General features: G+C 43.9%; 14 protein-coding genes. All 14 read right to left on the bottom strand.

The genetic code is table 11. From position 1 onward, the window contains the following. Positions 1 to 229 precede the first annotated feature (229 nt). The 14 genes from AB4238_RS01855 to csrD all read right to left on the bottom strand — a co-directional run bounded on the left by AB4238_RS01855 (position 230) and on the right by csrD (position 13,827). Entirely contained in the window at positions 230 to 688 is a 459-nt protein-coding gene (locus AB4238_RS01855; protein ID WP_372030831.1) for a type II secretion system protein, read from the bottom strand. A gap of 13 nt (positions 689 to 701) precedes the next feature. Beyond that, positions 702 to 1,220 carry a type II secretion system protein gene (locus tag AB4238_RS01850; RefSeq protein WP_372030868.1) on the bottom strand — a complete coding sequence of 173 codons (519 nt, stop codon included), beginning with the start codon at positions 1,218 to 1,220 and terminating at the stop codon, positions 702 to 704. 87 nt (positions 1,221 to 1,307) lie between these two features. Further along, complete coding sequence (locus AB4238_RS01845) at positions 1,308 to 1,913, bottom strand: prepilin-type N-terminal cleavage/methylation domain-containing protein (protein WP_372030867.1); 606 nt, start codon at positions 1,911 to 1,913, stop codon at positions 1,308 to 1,310. Between the two features lie 75 nt (positions 1,914 to 1,988). Then, positions 1,989 to 2,477, bottom strand: coding sequence for a hypothetical protein (locus tag AB4238_RS01840; RefSeq protein ID WP_372030829.1), 489 nt, complete (start codon positions 2,475 to 2,477; stop codon positions 1,989 to 1,991). Positions 2,478 to 2,498: 21 nt separating this feature from the next. After that, positions 2,499 to 3,719 (bottom strand): type II secretion system F family protein, encoded by a 1,221-nt coding sequence (locus AB4238_RS01835; protein WP_372030827.1) that lies wholly within the window; start codon positions 3,717 to 3,719, stop codon positions 2,499 to 2,501. Then, on the bottom strand, positions 3,719 to 5,455 hold the full coding sequence (locus AB4238_RS01830; protein ID WP_372030825.1) for a GspE/PulE family protein: 1,737 nt from the start codon (positions 5,453 to 5,455) through the stop codon (positions 3,719 to 3,721). Before AB4238_RS01830 ends, AB4238_RS01835 begins: the two co-directional genes overlap by 1 nt. Then, entirely contained in the window at positions 5,455 to 6,657 is a 1,203-nt protein-coding gene (locus tag AB4238_RS01825; protein WP_372030824.1) for a tetratricopeptide repeat protein, read from the bottom strand. The genes AB4238_RS01830 and AB4238_RS01825 overlap by 1 nt, the downstream gene beginning before the upstream one ends. Further along, the gene (locus AB4238_RS01820; RefSeq protein WP_372030822.1) at positions 6,654 to 7,562 is read right to left on the bottom strand and encodes an ExeA family protein; all 909 of its coding nucleotides are present in this window, start codon (positions 7,560 to 7,562) and stop codon (positions 6,654 to 6,656) included. Before AB4238_RS01820 ends, AB4238_RS01825 begins: the two co-directional genes overlap by 4 nt. 2 nt (positions 7,563 to 7,564) lie before the next feature. Then, complete coding sequence (mshL, locus tag AB4238_RS01815; RefSeq protein WP_372030820.1) at positions 7,565 to 9,235, bottom strand: pilus (MSHA type) biogenesis protein MshL; 1,671 nt, start codon at positions 9,233 to 9,235, stop codon at positions 7,565 to 7,567. Positions 9,236 to 9,239: 4 nt separating this feature from the next. Beyond that, complete coding sequence (locus AB4238_RS01810; protein WP_372030819.1) at positions 9,240 to 9,575, bottom strand: MSHA biogenesis protein MshK; 336 nt, start codon at positions 9,573 to 9,575, stop codon at positions 9,240 to 9,242. Beyond that, positions 9,556 to 10,212, bottom strand: a complete 657-nt coding sequence (locus AB4238_RS01805) for an MSHA biogenesis protein MshJ (RefSeq protein WP_372030818.1) — start codon at positions 10,210 to 10,212, stop codon at positions 9,556 to 9,558. Before AB4238_RS01805 ends, AB4238_RS01810 begins: the two co-directional genes overlap by 20 nt. After that, positions 10,209 to 10,820 (bottom strand): PilN domain-containing protein, encoded by a 612-nt coding sequence (locus tag AB4238_RS01800; protein ID WP_372030817.1) that lies wholly within the window; start codon positions 10,818 to 10,820, stop codon positions 10,209 to 10,211. The genes AB4238_RS01805 and AB4238_RS01800 overlap by 4 nt, the downstream gene beginning before the upstream one ends. Then, complete coding sequence (locus AB4238_RS01795; RefSeq protein ID WP_372030816.1) at positions 10,817 to 11,698, bottom strand: MSHA biogenesis protein MshI; 882 nt, start codon at positions 11,696 to 11,698, stop codon at positions 10,817 to 10,819. Before AB4238_RS01795 ends, AB4238_RS01800 begins: the two co-directional genes overlap by 4 nt. 212 nt (positions 11,699 to 11,910) lie before the next feature. After that, positions 11,911 to 13,827 (bottom strand): RNase E specificity factor CsrD, encoded by a 1,917-nt coding sequence (csrD, locus tag AB4238_RS01790; protein ID WP_372030814.1) that lies wholly within the window; start codon positions 13,825 to 13,827, stop codon positions 11,911 to 11,913. Positions 13,828 to 14,021 lie beyond the last annotated feature (194 nt).

The raw sequence follows: 14,021 nt of genomic DNA, 5'->3' as shown, positions 1-14,021 counted from the left end.
CTGTCCTGATTGATGCTGCGGAGTATTTCTAAATTCGATCAAGGCGCTACATTTGAATGCAAATGGTGCTAGTTCTAGGCTCATGCAGTAGCAGTGCTAGCTGCTAATACTGCAAACACTTATTCCCAGTGTGTAACAGTTTAATAAGTATGGCAAATTAAACGAGTTAGTAACTGTATTAGTTACAAAAAAGGCCTGCTTAGCAGGCCTTAGTTAATAACTTTTCGATTTAGCAGTCATCAGCAGACGGAACCGCACCATAAGAAGGTGATGTAGTTGCATCTTTTGCTTCTGTATATGTAAACTTACATGCTGCAGGTGCATCTTTCTGAGATATTTCAACAAAAGCAGCTGTGCTAGCTGTTGCATCAGTTTCAGCAAAAGTCCAATCAGCAGCTGTTATGTCTAAAGCCTTTGCGAGCTCATCTTCAGTTGCTTGTATATAACCGTAGTTAAGTGTCGCACCTTCAATCAATTGCCCAGTAAGCTTCTCTTTACCAGCAATTGCAGCCTTGGAGTAATAAAGTGAATTACCACCTTGAACAGCTGCTTTCATACCCTGCAAAGCTGAAACACGAGCATCACCCTGAAGATTAATAAATTTAGGTGCTGCGGTTACCGCAAGAATACCCAAAATAATAATTACTACCACTAATTCAATCAGTGTAAAACCATTTTGTTTTTGCATTTGAAAGCTCCGATTAGCAACCATTATCAGTAATCACGTATGTAGGGATAGTATTTGCATCAGCAGCTTGGGTGTAAACAAGTTTACAAGCCTCTAAAGTTGCACCACTGCCAGATTCATCAGGAGCGCCATTTTGAGTAATAGTTATTACACCACTATTAGCAACACCAGACACAATCCAATCTGCATTAGCTGTACCGAAATCAGCATCAATAGCGTTATTAAGCTCACCTTCAGTCGCTTGAAGATAACCAAATTGTGTAATAGCCACATCCTCCGCACCGATATCTACACCGTCATCAGCATCTGCAGCCCAACCTGTTGCAGCTAGCTTTTCTTTCCCAGCTAAAGCAGCTTTGGCAAAAACTAAGCCATTAGCGCCTTGAATAGCACCTTTAACACCTTGCAGTGCGGATTGTCTTGCATCTGTCTGCAGGTTAATAAACTTAGGTGCTGCGGTTACCGCCAAAATACCTAGAATAATGATAACTACCACTAATTCGATTAGGGTAAAACCGCTCTGTTTTTGCATATTGATATTCATTTTCATTCCTCAAAATACGAGTTACAGCTAATGATTGATTTTTTTACTTCAAATAATCATCAACTACAAAAAAATTTAGTTTATAAAGCTTTGCACCTGACCGTTTCCTGGATTATACGTTATAAATTTATAACCAGTATTTGGATCTCTTGTTGGGGCTGGAGTAGGTCTACCATTATCATTGAGCGTTAACGATACAACTAAATAATAAACACATAAATCAACGTTACTTTCACGACTTCCATCCAAACCAATCACTTCACCACCGGCACCATTTTCTACGTTTACTGTATAACGCATTCCTCTTGCATCTTGCCCGGTAGACAAAACATTACGAGGAGCGTTTTGCAGAACATTATCAAAAACCTCTTTGCAAATAGGATTCGTCATACTTGTTGCGCTGGTGTTAGAAACACCTGTCGGAAAGCCAAAACGAGTGTCTAGAGCAATTGTTGTCCCATCTAGCACGACACTAGGGTTATTACGTCCATCAACTTCCCACTGTGAGCGCACAAAGCTCACTGCTGTAGCCAAACCACCAGAAACACCATCAACACTGGCATCTTCAGCTTCTTCAGTTACATTCAAATAATGTGGTATTGCTGTTGCTGCCAGCAGACCCAAAATCACAATCACAATCACTAATTCGATAAGAGAGAAACCCTTCTGGTACTGTCTAATCATTTTAATCCCCTTTGGTTATATGCTTATTCTATCAGCTTGTTGAAAATAGAAAACAGATAATTTCACTATTTACTATCGTCTTGTCAAAAATATGACTCGCCCAGAGCCCGTTTGATAGCTAATACTTCCACCAGACACGTCAATATATCGGCACACTCCTGAACTAGAATTGAATCGAGTGACAACTTGTTGCGAATAACCAGCTCCCAACAATTCGTCAATCAACTCTCGACAACCTACAGCACTTGCTTCATTAAGTATAGGCCATCCGCCTTCAGCCATAGCCACGAAACCGGTTGCCGCGATATCACCCTTGGGCTCACTGCGCCAGTCCAATTTTAGCGGTGAAGGCTTACCTCTAATCAACCATTGCGAGCGAATAATACCTAAGGTATTTAGTAGTCGATTGTGATCAACCTGAATATGTTGCTGGCCTGCCTGCTTAATACTACCAAAATAATTAAAAGCTAAATAAGATAACACTAATAACAGTATAACTAGCGAAGAAATCTTGCCAAAAAGCGTTAAAAGCTCAATATCAGCCTTTTGTTGACTAAGCACTGGCACTACCCACAATGCTCATTAGCCCCCCCCCTTAACAACATTGAGCATATCCCACATAGGCAGGTATATACCTAGTGCTAGCACCAATACAATGCAGGCAACAAAACCAATCAGTATCGGCTCTAACTTTGCCGTTAAGTTCTTAAGGTCGTAATCGACTTCACCTTCGTAAAAATCAGCCGCGTCATTAAGTAACTGATCTATTTGGCCTGTCTCCTCACCGACGGCAACCATCTGTAGCACCAGTGGTGTAAATAGTTGACTGCTATTATGTACTCGCAACATTGAATCACCCGACTCAATCCCGCGCCGCATTGCCACTATGCTGTCATGCATATAGGCGTTATCAACCGCATCAGCCACTAAACTAAGCGCTTGAGTCATAGGTACACCAGCGCTGAGCATCATCGAAAAACTGCGGCAATAACGAGATAAGGTCGAGCGCTCAATAATACTGCCGACAGCAGGAATATTCAGTTTCCAGCGATCCCATTGCCGTTCGCCTTTTTCGGTACCGTGCCAATACCGAATGCCAACAAAAGAGGCGACTAGCACCACGATCATCACTGGCCAGTAATTAACAAATACGCTGGAAGTACTAATCAGTAACTTGGTTGCCCACGGGAGGTCAGCACCAAAACGTGAGAACATCTCGGCAAACTTAGGGATCACCATAATATTGAGGATCACCATGGCTATCGCGATAGCGATTAGAACAAATATAGGGTAACGCATAGCGGCCTTTATCCGCCTGCGGGTCTCTTGTTCGCGCTCGATGTACCCTGATAGTTGGATAAAGGCATCTTCTAACTTACCGGTATTTTCGCCCACGTGGATCATCGACACAAAAAGCGCATCAAATACGTCAGGATGCTGGTTCATCGCAGAGGACAGTGGCCTACCCGATGTTAGCTGCTCAGAAATATCATTTAAGGCATCTTTCATGCGTTGTGAATGGGTAGTTTCAGAAAGACCCGCGATAGCTCTTAGAATCGGAATGCCCGAACGAGTCAGTGAATACATCTGCCGCGTAAAGATCTGTAACTCATCAAGTGCGACTTTGCCCTTGAACAGTGACTTGAGCGAAAACTGCTTTATCTCTTTGGCAAGCGACAGCTCTAACGGGATCACACCACGAGACATCAGTTGGTCAGCCGCGACGCTTTCTGAGCTAGCATCTAACTGGCCAGTCACCTGCTCTCCTTGTGCGCTGCGTCCTCGATACTGATAACTTGGCATTATGCTCCCTCACTGATCACGAGCGTATCATCACTCACATCTTCAACTAACTTGGCAACCTCTTCAATGGTTGTCATCCCCTGAGCAAGATAGTCTAGGGCTGAATCAGCTAACGGAGTAAAATTAGGGCTATTATAAGCAGCATTAGTAAACTCTTGCGGATTACCGGAACGCATCGCTTCAATCATCAGCTCGTCGAGCTCTAGGATCTCAAACACACCAATTCGACCACGGTAACCACTACCATTACAGCTCTGACAACCTGAGCCTGCTCTAAAGGTCGCATTAGAAAAGTCTAGTTTGCTAACGGTAGACAACCACGCTTTGTCTTGTGCAGTAAGTGTGTAAGGACTAGCACAGTTTTGACATACCCGGCGTACCAAACGCTGAGCAATAATCACTCTAAGTGCGCTGGCGACAAGATAAGCCGCAGCCCCCATATCTAACAGTCTTAACGCACTGGTTACCGCATCATTGGTATGCAGCGTTGAAAGGACAAAGTGACCGGTTAATGCACCACGCAGACCAATCTCGACTGTCTCTTGGTCTCGCATCTCACCCACCATGATAATATCAGGATCTTGACGCAAGGTGGTTCTGAGTACGTTAGAGAAATCCAGGCCTATCTTATGGTTAACTTGCACCTGGTTAATGCGCGGCAGTTGATACTCGACCGGATCTTCAACGGTGATGATTTTTATGTCAGCGGTATTTAATTCGCTCAGTACACCGTACAAAGTGGTGGTTTTACCACTACCCGTTGGCCCTGTAACCAGCAACATGCCGTGAGGACGCTTAATCTGTCTTCTAATGCGGGCCAACATCTCGGGCGGCATACCGGTCTCATTCAGTGTTAGTAAGCCTGCTGATTGATCCAGAAGACGCATAACGACTGATTCACCATGATAAATCGGCATGGTAGACATACGCACATCAATCTTGTGACCCTTAATCTCCATATGGAAACGGCCATCTTGCGGCAAACGTTTCTCAGAGATATCAAGCCCAGCCATCAGCTTCAAACGTAACACTAGCGCGGCAGCAATATTAACCTCAGGCAATACATTCTCGTGCAGCTGGCCATCAATACGTTGGCGGATCCTTAAGGCGTTTTCACCGGGTTCGATATGGATATCCGAGGCACGCATTTGCACTGCATCTTCGAATATCGACTGCAATAACTTAACCACTGTGGTTTCGTTATCACTGTCGCCGTCGGTTAGGTTAGCAAGGTCAAATAGATCGTCAGCGGCATACTCTTCTTCAAGCTTACCCGCTATCTCTGCGATCTCTTCAGTACGGCGATAAAGGTTATCAAAAGCATCAAGTAACTGGTTTTCTGTGACAACTGCAATTTTAATCCGCTTGGGAACTAACAGCCCCTCCAAGGTGTCCATCGCTTGAAGATCGGCAGGATCACTCATCGCGACTAGGGCTGACTCGCCTTGATCTTCAACGACTAATGCACGATATCGACGTGCCTGTACCTCTGGCAGCAATCCAACAACAGCAGGAGAGATAGAACGCTTGCTGATATCTAAGAAAGGGATATTAAGTTGCTGTGACAGAAACTTCAGCAACTGCTCCTCAGTGATACAAGAGAGATCAATTAGCGTACGCCCAAGCTTCTTGCCTGAATTTCGCTGCTCACTAAGCGCTTGGCCGAGCTGGTCGTCAGTGATGATATGCTCTTGAACGAGCAGATCACCGAGCCGCATTTTTAACTTAGGTTTCACTAGTATGCTCCTAACTGCAGCAATCGATTATCGACATAAGCTTGCGCTTGCGATGACAGGTTTCCTTGTGCCAAGGCTTGATTGTAGGCATTTTTAGCCTCGGTATAATTCTTTTGTGCGTCAAGCGCATAGCCGAGTCCCATCCACCAACGTCCTTGGCTAGGTTCATTTTTAGCAAGCTGCCTAAAACTCTGTTCTGCGACCGGAAAATTTTGCTCTTTTTGAGCTAAATCGCTCTGCTGATGCCATTTTTTAACCGCGAGTGGGCTGGTATCGGGGATCTGCGCTAAACTGCTCAATGCCTGTTTATTTTGCCCTGCTGATTGCTGCACTCGAGCAAGCAATAGTGCATATTCATATTCTTGTGGAAATAACAATTGCCCCTGCTTCAATAATAGAGCAGCCTCAGAGAGCTTATTCTGACCATAATAAAGTGCTGCTGCTTGTCTCCTCGCCTGATGGAGCGCGGGGTTATAGGATAAAGCCGCTTTATAGTAAGTTAGTGCATCACTGTGTAAGCCTTGCTGCTGAGCGTCGTTAGCCAAAATCATCTGTTTCTGCGCTAGCTGCTGTGGGGTTAACTTCACCTCTTTAACAGCCATATTGCTGCCAGAGTATCTTTGTTGATTTCCCTTTTTGGTAGGCGCAATACTCATCGAGCTCACTGTTTTCTTAGCAAGCTGTTTGTCTTCAGCTTGACTCGATGTTGTCTGAGCAATGACATCGACTTGATTGCTCTTCACCGGTTTAGTCTCTGCTTGTGGCGCTAATGCATTATCTGCCGTCACTTTGTCTGCCGTTGTGCTTTCTGCCACCGGGATATTTGTAGCCACTCTAACCACATCAACGGGGTTATCTTTAACAGCTTGAGTGATAACATCAGCATCAATCACAGTCGGTGAAACAACTTCAGACTTAACCCCATGCACGGCATCACTTGAATCGACCTCGTGTTGTGCTACCGGCAACTGAGCAGCCTGCTTCTGCTGCGCCACTAGCTGATTAGTATTAGTTGACGCCGTTTCCATAACCAAATAAACAACTAAACCGCCAAGCAATAATGATAATGAGCAAGCAAAAATCAATGGGCGCTTTGTCTGTCGCTTTGGCATGACTGCACTTTGTGGCTTAGCCATGCTTTCAATACCATGAGGCTGCTGTCGTTTATCTAAGTCTTTGAGCATTTTGTTGATGACACTCATGCAACGCCTCCTTTTAGCCAATAAATAGCAGCGGATATCATGCCAATGATTGCGCCTATCGCTAATACCCAAGCTAACAAAGAAACCTTGGATACTATGGCATCTTCAGTGTCTGCAATAGCGGCATCAACGTGCTGTTTCGAAATCTTAATAGCGCCTTCTCCAAAGCAAACCAGCAAAGCTTTGTGGCACAAAATATTAATGAGTCTTGGGATCCCTCGTGCAGCTTTCGCTAAACGTTTCGAATCCAAAGGGGTAAATAACGTCTCACCTTCACTTCCAGCGACTTGCAGGCGATGCTGAATGTAGGCTGATGATTCCTCTAATGTGAGCGAGCGTAAACTATAGCTAAAGGTGATCCGCTGCCTTAATTGCCTAAATTTATTTTGCGCTAACCTTTCATCTAGCTCTGGCTGGGCAAACAACACCACTTGTAACAGCTTACGGCTTTCTGTTTCTAAATTAGTAAATAATCGCAACGCTTCTAAACTGTCATCGGGCAGCGCTTGCGCTTCATCTAACACCAAGATAATGGAGTGGCCATGTGCACTTAGTGCCATCAATTGCTGTTGAATCAGTCCGGTGAGTTGCTGTTGACCTATTTGAGCAGAATGTTTAAGCCCTAACTCCATTGCTACCGCCCAGCGAAGCTCGTCGGGCGTTAAATATGGATTAGGCAGATAAGCACAATGAAATCGCTCAGGCAGCTCGTTGATAAGCTTTCTACAAATTAAGGTTTTACCTGTGCCGACTTCACCCGTCACCTTGATAAAACCCTCTCCGGTTTGCAACGCTGTTTGCAGCACTTGTAAGGCTTCTACATGCGGTGCTAAGCCGAAGAAAAACTCTGTATTCGGCGTCAATGAAAATGGCGTTTCAGTTAACCGAAAATGCTGCAGATACAAGCCTACTCCTCCTCAGGATACCAACGGTCAAGCAGCTCTTGAGAGCGCTTAAGTTCAGTCTCCCAAGTGTCTGCGCCTACAACCACGGGTTTAAGCAAGATGACCAATTCTGTTTTGACAGTAGAATTGGCTCGGTTAGTAAATGCCTCACCTAAATACGGAATATCGCCCAACAGCGGTACTTTTGACACCAGCTCGATGTTTTCACTCTTCATCAAGCCACCAATCACCACCACGTCACCACTTGCAGCTTTAATCACGGTATCGGATTCGCGAATTTCGCTCTGCGCTAATGGTAGCTCTAAAGTGCTATCGGAGATTTTAATGGTTTTCGTCTGCTCTTTGATATCAATAACAGATGGGTGAATGTGTAATAACACATTCCCTTCGGCATCAATTTGCGGAGTCACATCTAGTGCAATACCAGAGAAAAACGGGGTTAGCTCGACCTCAGGTGTCGTCACCGGTGTTGTGCCCGCAACCGTAGTTGAAGAGACATCGGTAACGAAATACTCATCGGTACCAACTTTAATCACGGCCTTTTGGTTATTAGATGCGGTAACTCGTGGGCTAGACAGTACATCGACGTCACCTTGCGTATCAAGTAAGCTAATCATGGTACTGAAATCAGAACCTTTAAGCTGAAGAGAGGTTACGCCGCCTAACACACTGGTTATCTTATCGCTCAGACCAGTACTTGGACTAGTGCCAAACGTGATGTCAGTGCTGCCAGCATGACCCAATACACTCTCCCAGTGAATACCTTGCTGGTATCCATCTGAAAGCGTTACCTCCAACACTTTAGCTTCTAGAATAACTTGGCGCTGTAAGTGGCTCTCAGCGGTTTTAATAAAATTACGCACCTGTCTAATTTCATTCGGATAAGCACGAATAGTCACCAGTCCGGCTTGCGGAGTGACCACCACTTGACGTCCGCCTCCGCTGTCACCAACGATTGAGACCAGCGTTTCTTTTAGCTCACCCCAAAAATCAGATTTAGTCTTAGAACGAATAAAAGTGCCGTTAGTTTGCTCACTACTTTCGCCGTTTGAACTTGAGTCACTGTTAGAGCTGTTATTAGAGTTACTATTGCTACTGTCGCTATTATTACTGCCACTTGAGCTATTGTTATTGTCTGAAATCCGTCCAGAGTTAACCGACGTTAACGATAGACCTTGGCGCTCCATATACAGATAATTCAAAGAAAAGGTTTCAGTACGCATTCCCGCTGGGTAGATCCGTAAAATACGGCTTTCTCGGCTAACTTCGTAGCCATATATATCCTCAACCACCTGCAACGCTTCGTTAAGTGTTACCCCTTTTAAAGAAAGAGATATAGTCCCAGAGACATCAGGGTGAACAGCAACACTTAACGGTGTTCCTTGCACTAAGCTAGGGAAGAAAACCTTGGCATCAACATCATGGGCCGATACATCAAATCGACGTTCAACTCTTTTAGCTTGAGTAAAACCAGCCAGCAAACTGTTTGAGGCTAGCTCTCGTTGTACTTCGTCAGGCAATACTGCAGGAGGCGGTGCCAAGGCGGCACTTTCCGCAGTCGCTAATGATTCAGCTATCGCCTGTTTTGACTCAACAGGGTTAGGTCGGTCTACAGCCTGACAGGCCACCAGCAACAAAGTCATTAAAGGGGTTATGTAGTATATTGAGCGCATCTGGTTATTGCCCCTTAATCTCTGTAATCGCTTTAAACATTGTCAATTTACGGCCATCCGCTAACGACACAGTATCCTTGCCAATTTGCACAATTTTAACACCTTGTACTCGCTGGCCCTTCTTATATATTTCATTATTTATCACCGCAAAAGCGCCACTCTGCTTAATGACGACACTATTGAGCGTTAATGTTTTATTAACTTTCACTGCAGTTGAGCTAGTTGAAATCGAACCAGCACCTGGCTGCGTAGGATCTCGCAAGCTGGCGGCATTGAGACTAAAGCATATCCCGCTCATAACAAGGAGAAGTAACGAGTGACTAATTGGTTTTAGCGACACTAATAAAGTCCTTATTTATACTTAAGGTATAAAGCTCTAGCGTGATAGCGGCTTGCGGATAAACATCAACCTTGTAGTCCATGCTACGCCAATAGAGTTTATTCGGCATGTTTTCTACAGCTTCAACAAAACGTAGTACTGAAAAGTAATCACCGGTAAATTCGAGCTTTATACCATGACTATACAAATTCATCTTTTTCTCTTCACCCACCTCTAACAATGGCGTAGGAGCAATAGAGGTAAACGCTTTTAATTTAATACCTTTTACATTTGAAAGTAGCCCTGCAAGCAAAGCTGGCATATGGTCAGCTGGCACCATATCAACCATCTCAAAAGACAGCTGTTCATCTATCTGCTTGGTCTGTTGAATGATATTAGCTAAACGCTGACGATACTCTGTATCCGGATCAGTGGCTAAACTTTGCTGATAGAGTGCAATCTGTTGCTCAGAGATATTGTTCTCATTTTTAAGCGATGCTATCTGTTGCTTCAGCTGACTATGCTTGGTCAATAAAGACTCTAGTGGTAGATATAAAATCATCCCCACCACAATTAACACTGCAGCCGCCACCAAAACCCTTTCACGTTGGCTAAGCAGATCAAACTTGGCAGCTAAATCATTCCAATACTGCTTCATTTGTTAACCTCCGTCGCGTTGGCTTCCATAGCGTCGCTAGTTAATTTAAATGCTAATGGCTGATCTTCCCCTAGGCTCATCGTCATCGATGCAAATGCATGTCCTTTGAGTGTGGTGGTGGTTTTTAATCTATCAATCCAGTTAGGCACACTTTGAGGGTTTGACGTGTATCCCTCAAAAATATAGCGATTTTCATTAACCTGAATACGGTTAAGCCAAATGCTGCGATCCGCGACACTGGCCAAATCCGTCATCAATGGCGAATAGCCATAACTGGTTAGCTCTTCTTGTTGGCTTAACTTGCCCATAAGCATCTGTTTAAGTTCAAGCTGCTGGGCCTTCAATTCAACTTCAGCTACCAAAGGAGCGCTTGGCTGTCTTTTAGCTATCTCATCTTCAAGTTCAGCTTTTTGCTCATCAAGCAAGGCTTTGGATTGCTGCAGTTCGCGCCTCTCAGACTCAAGACTAGAAACAAAGCCATAAGCGAGCGCACTGCCAAACAGCAGAATTAGCACTAGGCCTACGAGTACTTGCTTTAGCCTTAAAAAAGATAAGCGTAATTCGGCCGGAAATAGTGACTCAGAATAAAGGTTAACTCTTAACTTCATTGTGATTCACCTCTTGAAAATTCAGCTAACGCCATCTGAGAGAATACACCTTCCACTGACTCGGTTTGATAGGGAGTCACGCTTTGGTTGAAGTTATCACTGACTAAAGTGGCTAATTGATCACGAGCCCCAAGCATGAGCAAATCAATAGACGCAACAGGCGCTTCTCGCAACTGACTTTCAAAGAAATCCATTGAGCGCTGGATCTCAAGGCTTAAGTTATCAGCTAAACCAAAAGCCAAGTCTTCTGCTGCTACGGTATTTAGCTGCAAAAAACCTCTCACTCTGCGCTGCATGTATAGCTCGCCATCTTTCACGACCGCGAGCAGCAACTCTCCACCCGCTCGATGGCTCAGTAGCAACCTTGCTTGATTGTCATTGAATAAATTAGTGACTGCCATCTCTTCGATTGTTACGCCACACGTTTCAATTCCAGCCGCTTTAGCTGCCACTAAAAGGTTAGTTAGTTGAGCTTTTTCTGCGACGACAACACTGACTTTATTAGTGGTTTGCTTAGATGATTCAAAATAATCTAGGTGGATATTAGTTACAGGCTGACTCACCAGATCTTTTACCGACCAAAGCAGTGCAGCGCTCATCTCTTCTGGCTCAACATTTGGCTGATCTACTTGGATCAGCTGGTAAAAGTCGACAGATAGTACTATTTGAACTTTTGCAGGCCCCAGCGCTTTGACTAGCTGCTCAAAGGCATCTTTCCAGTCAAACTCTTTAAAACTAAAACTCGAAAATTTTTCAGGAGAAGTATCGCTACTACTTTGATATGCATATATTTTATCGACACAAACATACAGCCCTAACTCTATGGTCGGAGCAGATTTCTTCCAAAAGTGAAGTTTGCTTAGCAAGCTATCTTCCATTCATCCATGCCTTAAATACTGTCAATTTCTACTGAAAAATATTAAATTGTGTCGAATTCTGAGAACGACTTTATATTAGCTTGTTAGGAGCACTTGTTGAGATTAGAACAATAGTCTTCTTATGTCATTAGTGTAACCACTAATAGCTGAATATTATAGAAAAAACATCCATAAAACCTTTTGCGTTGAACGCCTGTATTATTTATGTACAACTAGATCTCTTCTACGGGTTCGCTAAAGTAGCTCCCTTGCCCTGCGCTCACACCTAAAATTTGCAGTGTCTGCCACTCTTCAAATAACTCAACCCCTTCGGCACACACCTGCACCTCAGTGCGAAATAAACCGGCGATTAAGCTTCGAACAAACAATTGGTTTTCCGCACGCAAGTGTATTTGGTTAACAATAGAGCGATGTATTTTAATTAGCGAAATAGGATAACGCTGTAAATATTCAGTACTAACAACCTGCTGCCCAACTCGATCAACACAGACACCAGCTCCCATCTTACTGATCATATCCAGAGGTTCGGTTAACACCTCTTGATTATGGACTAAAATATCCTCATTGATCTCGAAGATAATCCGCGGAACTAAGTGTCGATATTCCAGCAACGTGGTTTTTAACCAACGAACAAAAGCACGACTGGTCAAAGTGTCTAAACTTAGATTTATGCTGAATTTAAGGCTAGTATCATCTTGTTTCGGTAATAGATCAAACAACACCATCTCAATCACTTGCCTCTCTATTTGAGGCGTTAAACCACATTTAATTGCCATAGGTAAAAATAGTGTTGCACGCACCAAGTTACCCTGGGTATCACGCAACCGACAAGAAACCTCTTGATGATGCGCATTTAAATCGCTGTCGACGACAGGTCGAGAAAACAAAAACACTCTTTTACTGACCAACACATTTTCTAAAAAGCTACGCCAACGTACAGAGCCTTTTGATAAGTCGCCGTTAACAGCACCTTTATCATACATAAACCAACTACTACCGCCCTGAAATTGAGCCGAACGCAGTGCAAGCTCAGCCTCTTCAACTAATGCATCTTTGTCATTACCCTCTTCAAAGTAAGCTCCGCCTAAATGCAGGAAATCATCGGTGGTATCGATAAGACTGTCTATTCGGCTTAAGCTTGCTTTTAATAATTTTGCTGCCAGTTGATCTGCTTCTTTTTGCGAAATTTGTGGCACGACAACAGCAAACTGATTGTAAGAGCGACGTGAAAAGATGATATTCGCTTTGCTCACTAAGATTTGGTTGATGGTCGTAATAATTTGAGACAGTATTTCATTGAGCTCTTGCTCACCAATTTCTCGGCTTAACAGATCCAAATCTTCCATCTCAAACAGATACAAAACGCCCGGAGTCATCATGCCGTTGCTATTACTTAGTGCATCTAGGCGGTTTTTCAGAAATAGACGGTTTCCAATACCAGTCTCGGCATCTAAGAAAGTATTCGAGCGAATAAACTGATCAAATCGAGCGCGCTCTTTATGCGCTTCATAAAGCTCAAGCAGTAGCTGTGTCATAGCACGGTTTATCATCCTAGGCCTACCGTGCCCTTTCTCTGCTAGTGCTTTATCACGTTGACCGGTTAAGATCAGATTAGCCCGTTGAGCCAAACCTTCAATGCCGTTAAGTTGCTCTGAAAACCATCTAAAACCAAACCGCACAAATAACATCACTGCAATACAGCCTATGACAAGAATCATCCACTCGTAAGCACTGACTTCATGCTTATTAAACGGTTGAGGTAAAACCAGCACCATCTTTAGGTCATATTCTAGTTCGCTACTGTATCGCACACCCTGCTGCTGCGCTTTATCCTGCTTATATTCGAACAGTGTTTCAGTGCCCCTGCTAAGCACGAATGACTCTGCCTGATAAGCATGTAATAACGGTGGCAACCAATTATTTAGTTCCCACCGCTGTTCTGGCGCAATACTTACTGCGAATTGCTGCTGCAACATACTTTCAAGCTCTGAGACTTTTTGCTGTTGAAAGGCATATGTAAGCTGAAAGAAACTAAACATAGCAGTGATAAAACAGATAAAGGCAACTCCGGCTAATGACATTAGCCAAAAACTAGTGAGCTTCTTGGTAAGAATTCGAGTGAGTATCATGCTGTCCGCTTCCTGCAGGATCTTATACCAATTGTATTAAGTATTTGACCCGTTCAGAGCCTCTCAGTCTTTTCAATTCAAAGCGCATTGGTAAAGAAATGGTTATTCCCTTTTAAGCCAATGCAAAGCAGAAGTGGAAAGACTGAGGGGCTCACGTAGTGCGGCTGAGGTTAAACAAATTGGCAAAACACTTT

Origin of the sequence: Shewanella sp. 10N.286.45.A1, assembly GCF_041470405.1 — a bacterium.
Lineage (GTDB): Bacteria > Pseudomonadota > Gammaproteobacteria > Enterobacterales > Shewanellaceae > Shewanella.
This window is presented reverse-complemented; position numbering and strand designations above follow the sequence as displayed.

Coding starts and splice junctions, on each gene's coding strand:
- AB4238_RS01825 (WP_372030824.1), bottom strand. CDS start 6,657: ATGAGTGTCATCAACAAAATGCTCAAAGACTTAGATAAACGACAGCAG.
- AB4238_RS01795 (WP_372030816.1), bottom strand. CDS start 11,698: ATGGAAGATAGCTTGCTAAGCAAACTTCACTTTTGGAAGAAATCTGCT.
- csrD (WP_372030814.1), bottom strand. CDS start 13,827: ATGATACTCACTCGAATTCTTACCAAGAAGCTCACTAGTTTTTGGCTA.
- AB4238_RS01855 (WP_372030831.1), bottom strand. CDS start 688: ATGCAAAAACAAAATGGTTTTACACTGATTGAATTAGTGGTAGTAATT.
- AB4238_RS01805 (WP_372030818.1), bottom strand. CDS start 10,212: ATGAAGCAGTATTGGAATGATTTAGCTGCCAAGTTTGATCTGCTTAGC.
- AB4238_RS01800 (WP_372030817.1), bottom strand. CDS start 10,820: ATGAAGTTAAGAGTTAACCTTTATTCTGAGTCACTATTTCCGGCCGAA.
- AB4238_RS01835 (WP_372030827.1), bottom strand. CDS start 3,719: ATGCCAAGTTATCAGTATCGAGGACGCAGCGCACAAGGAGAGCAGGTG.
- mshL (WP_372030820.1), bottom strand. CDS start 9,235: ATGCGCTCAATATACTACATAACCCCTTTAATGACTTTGTTGCTGGTG.
- AB4238_RS01850 (WP_372030868.1), bottom strand. CDS start 1,220: ATGCAAAAACAGAGCGGTTTTACCCTAATCGAATTAGTGGTAGTTATC.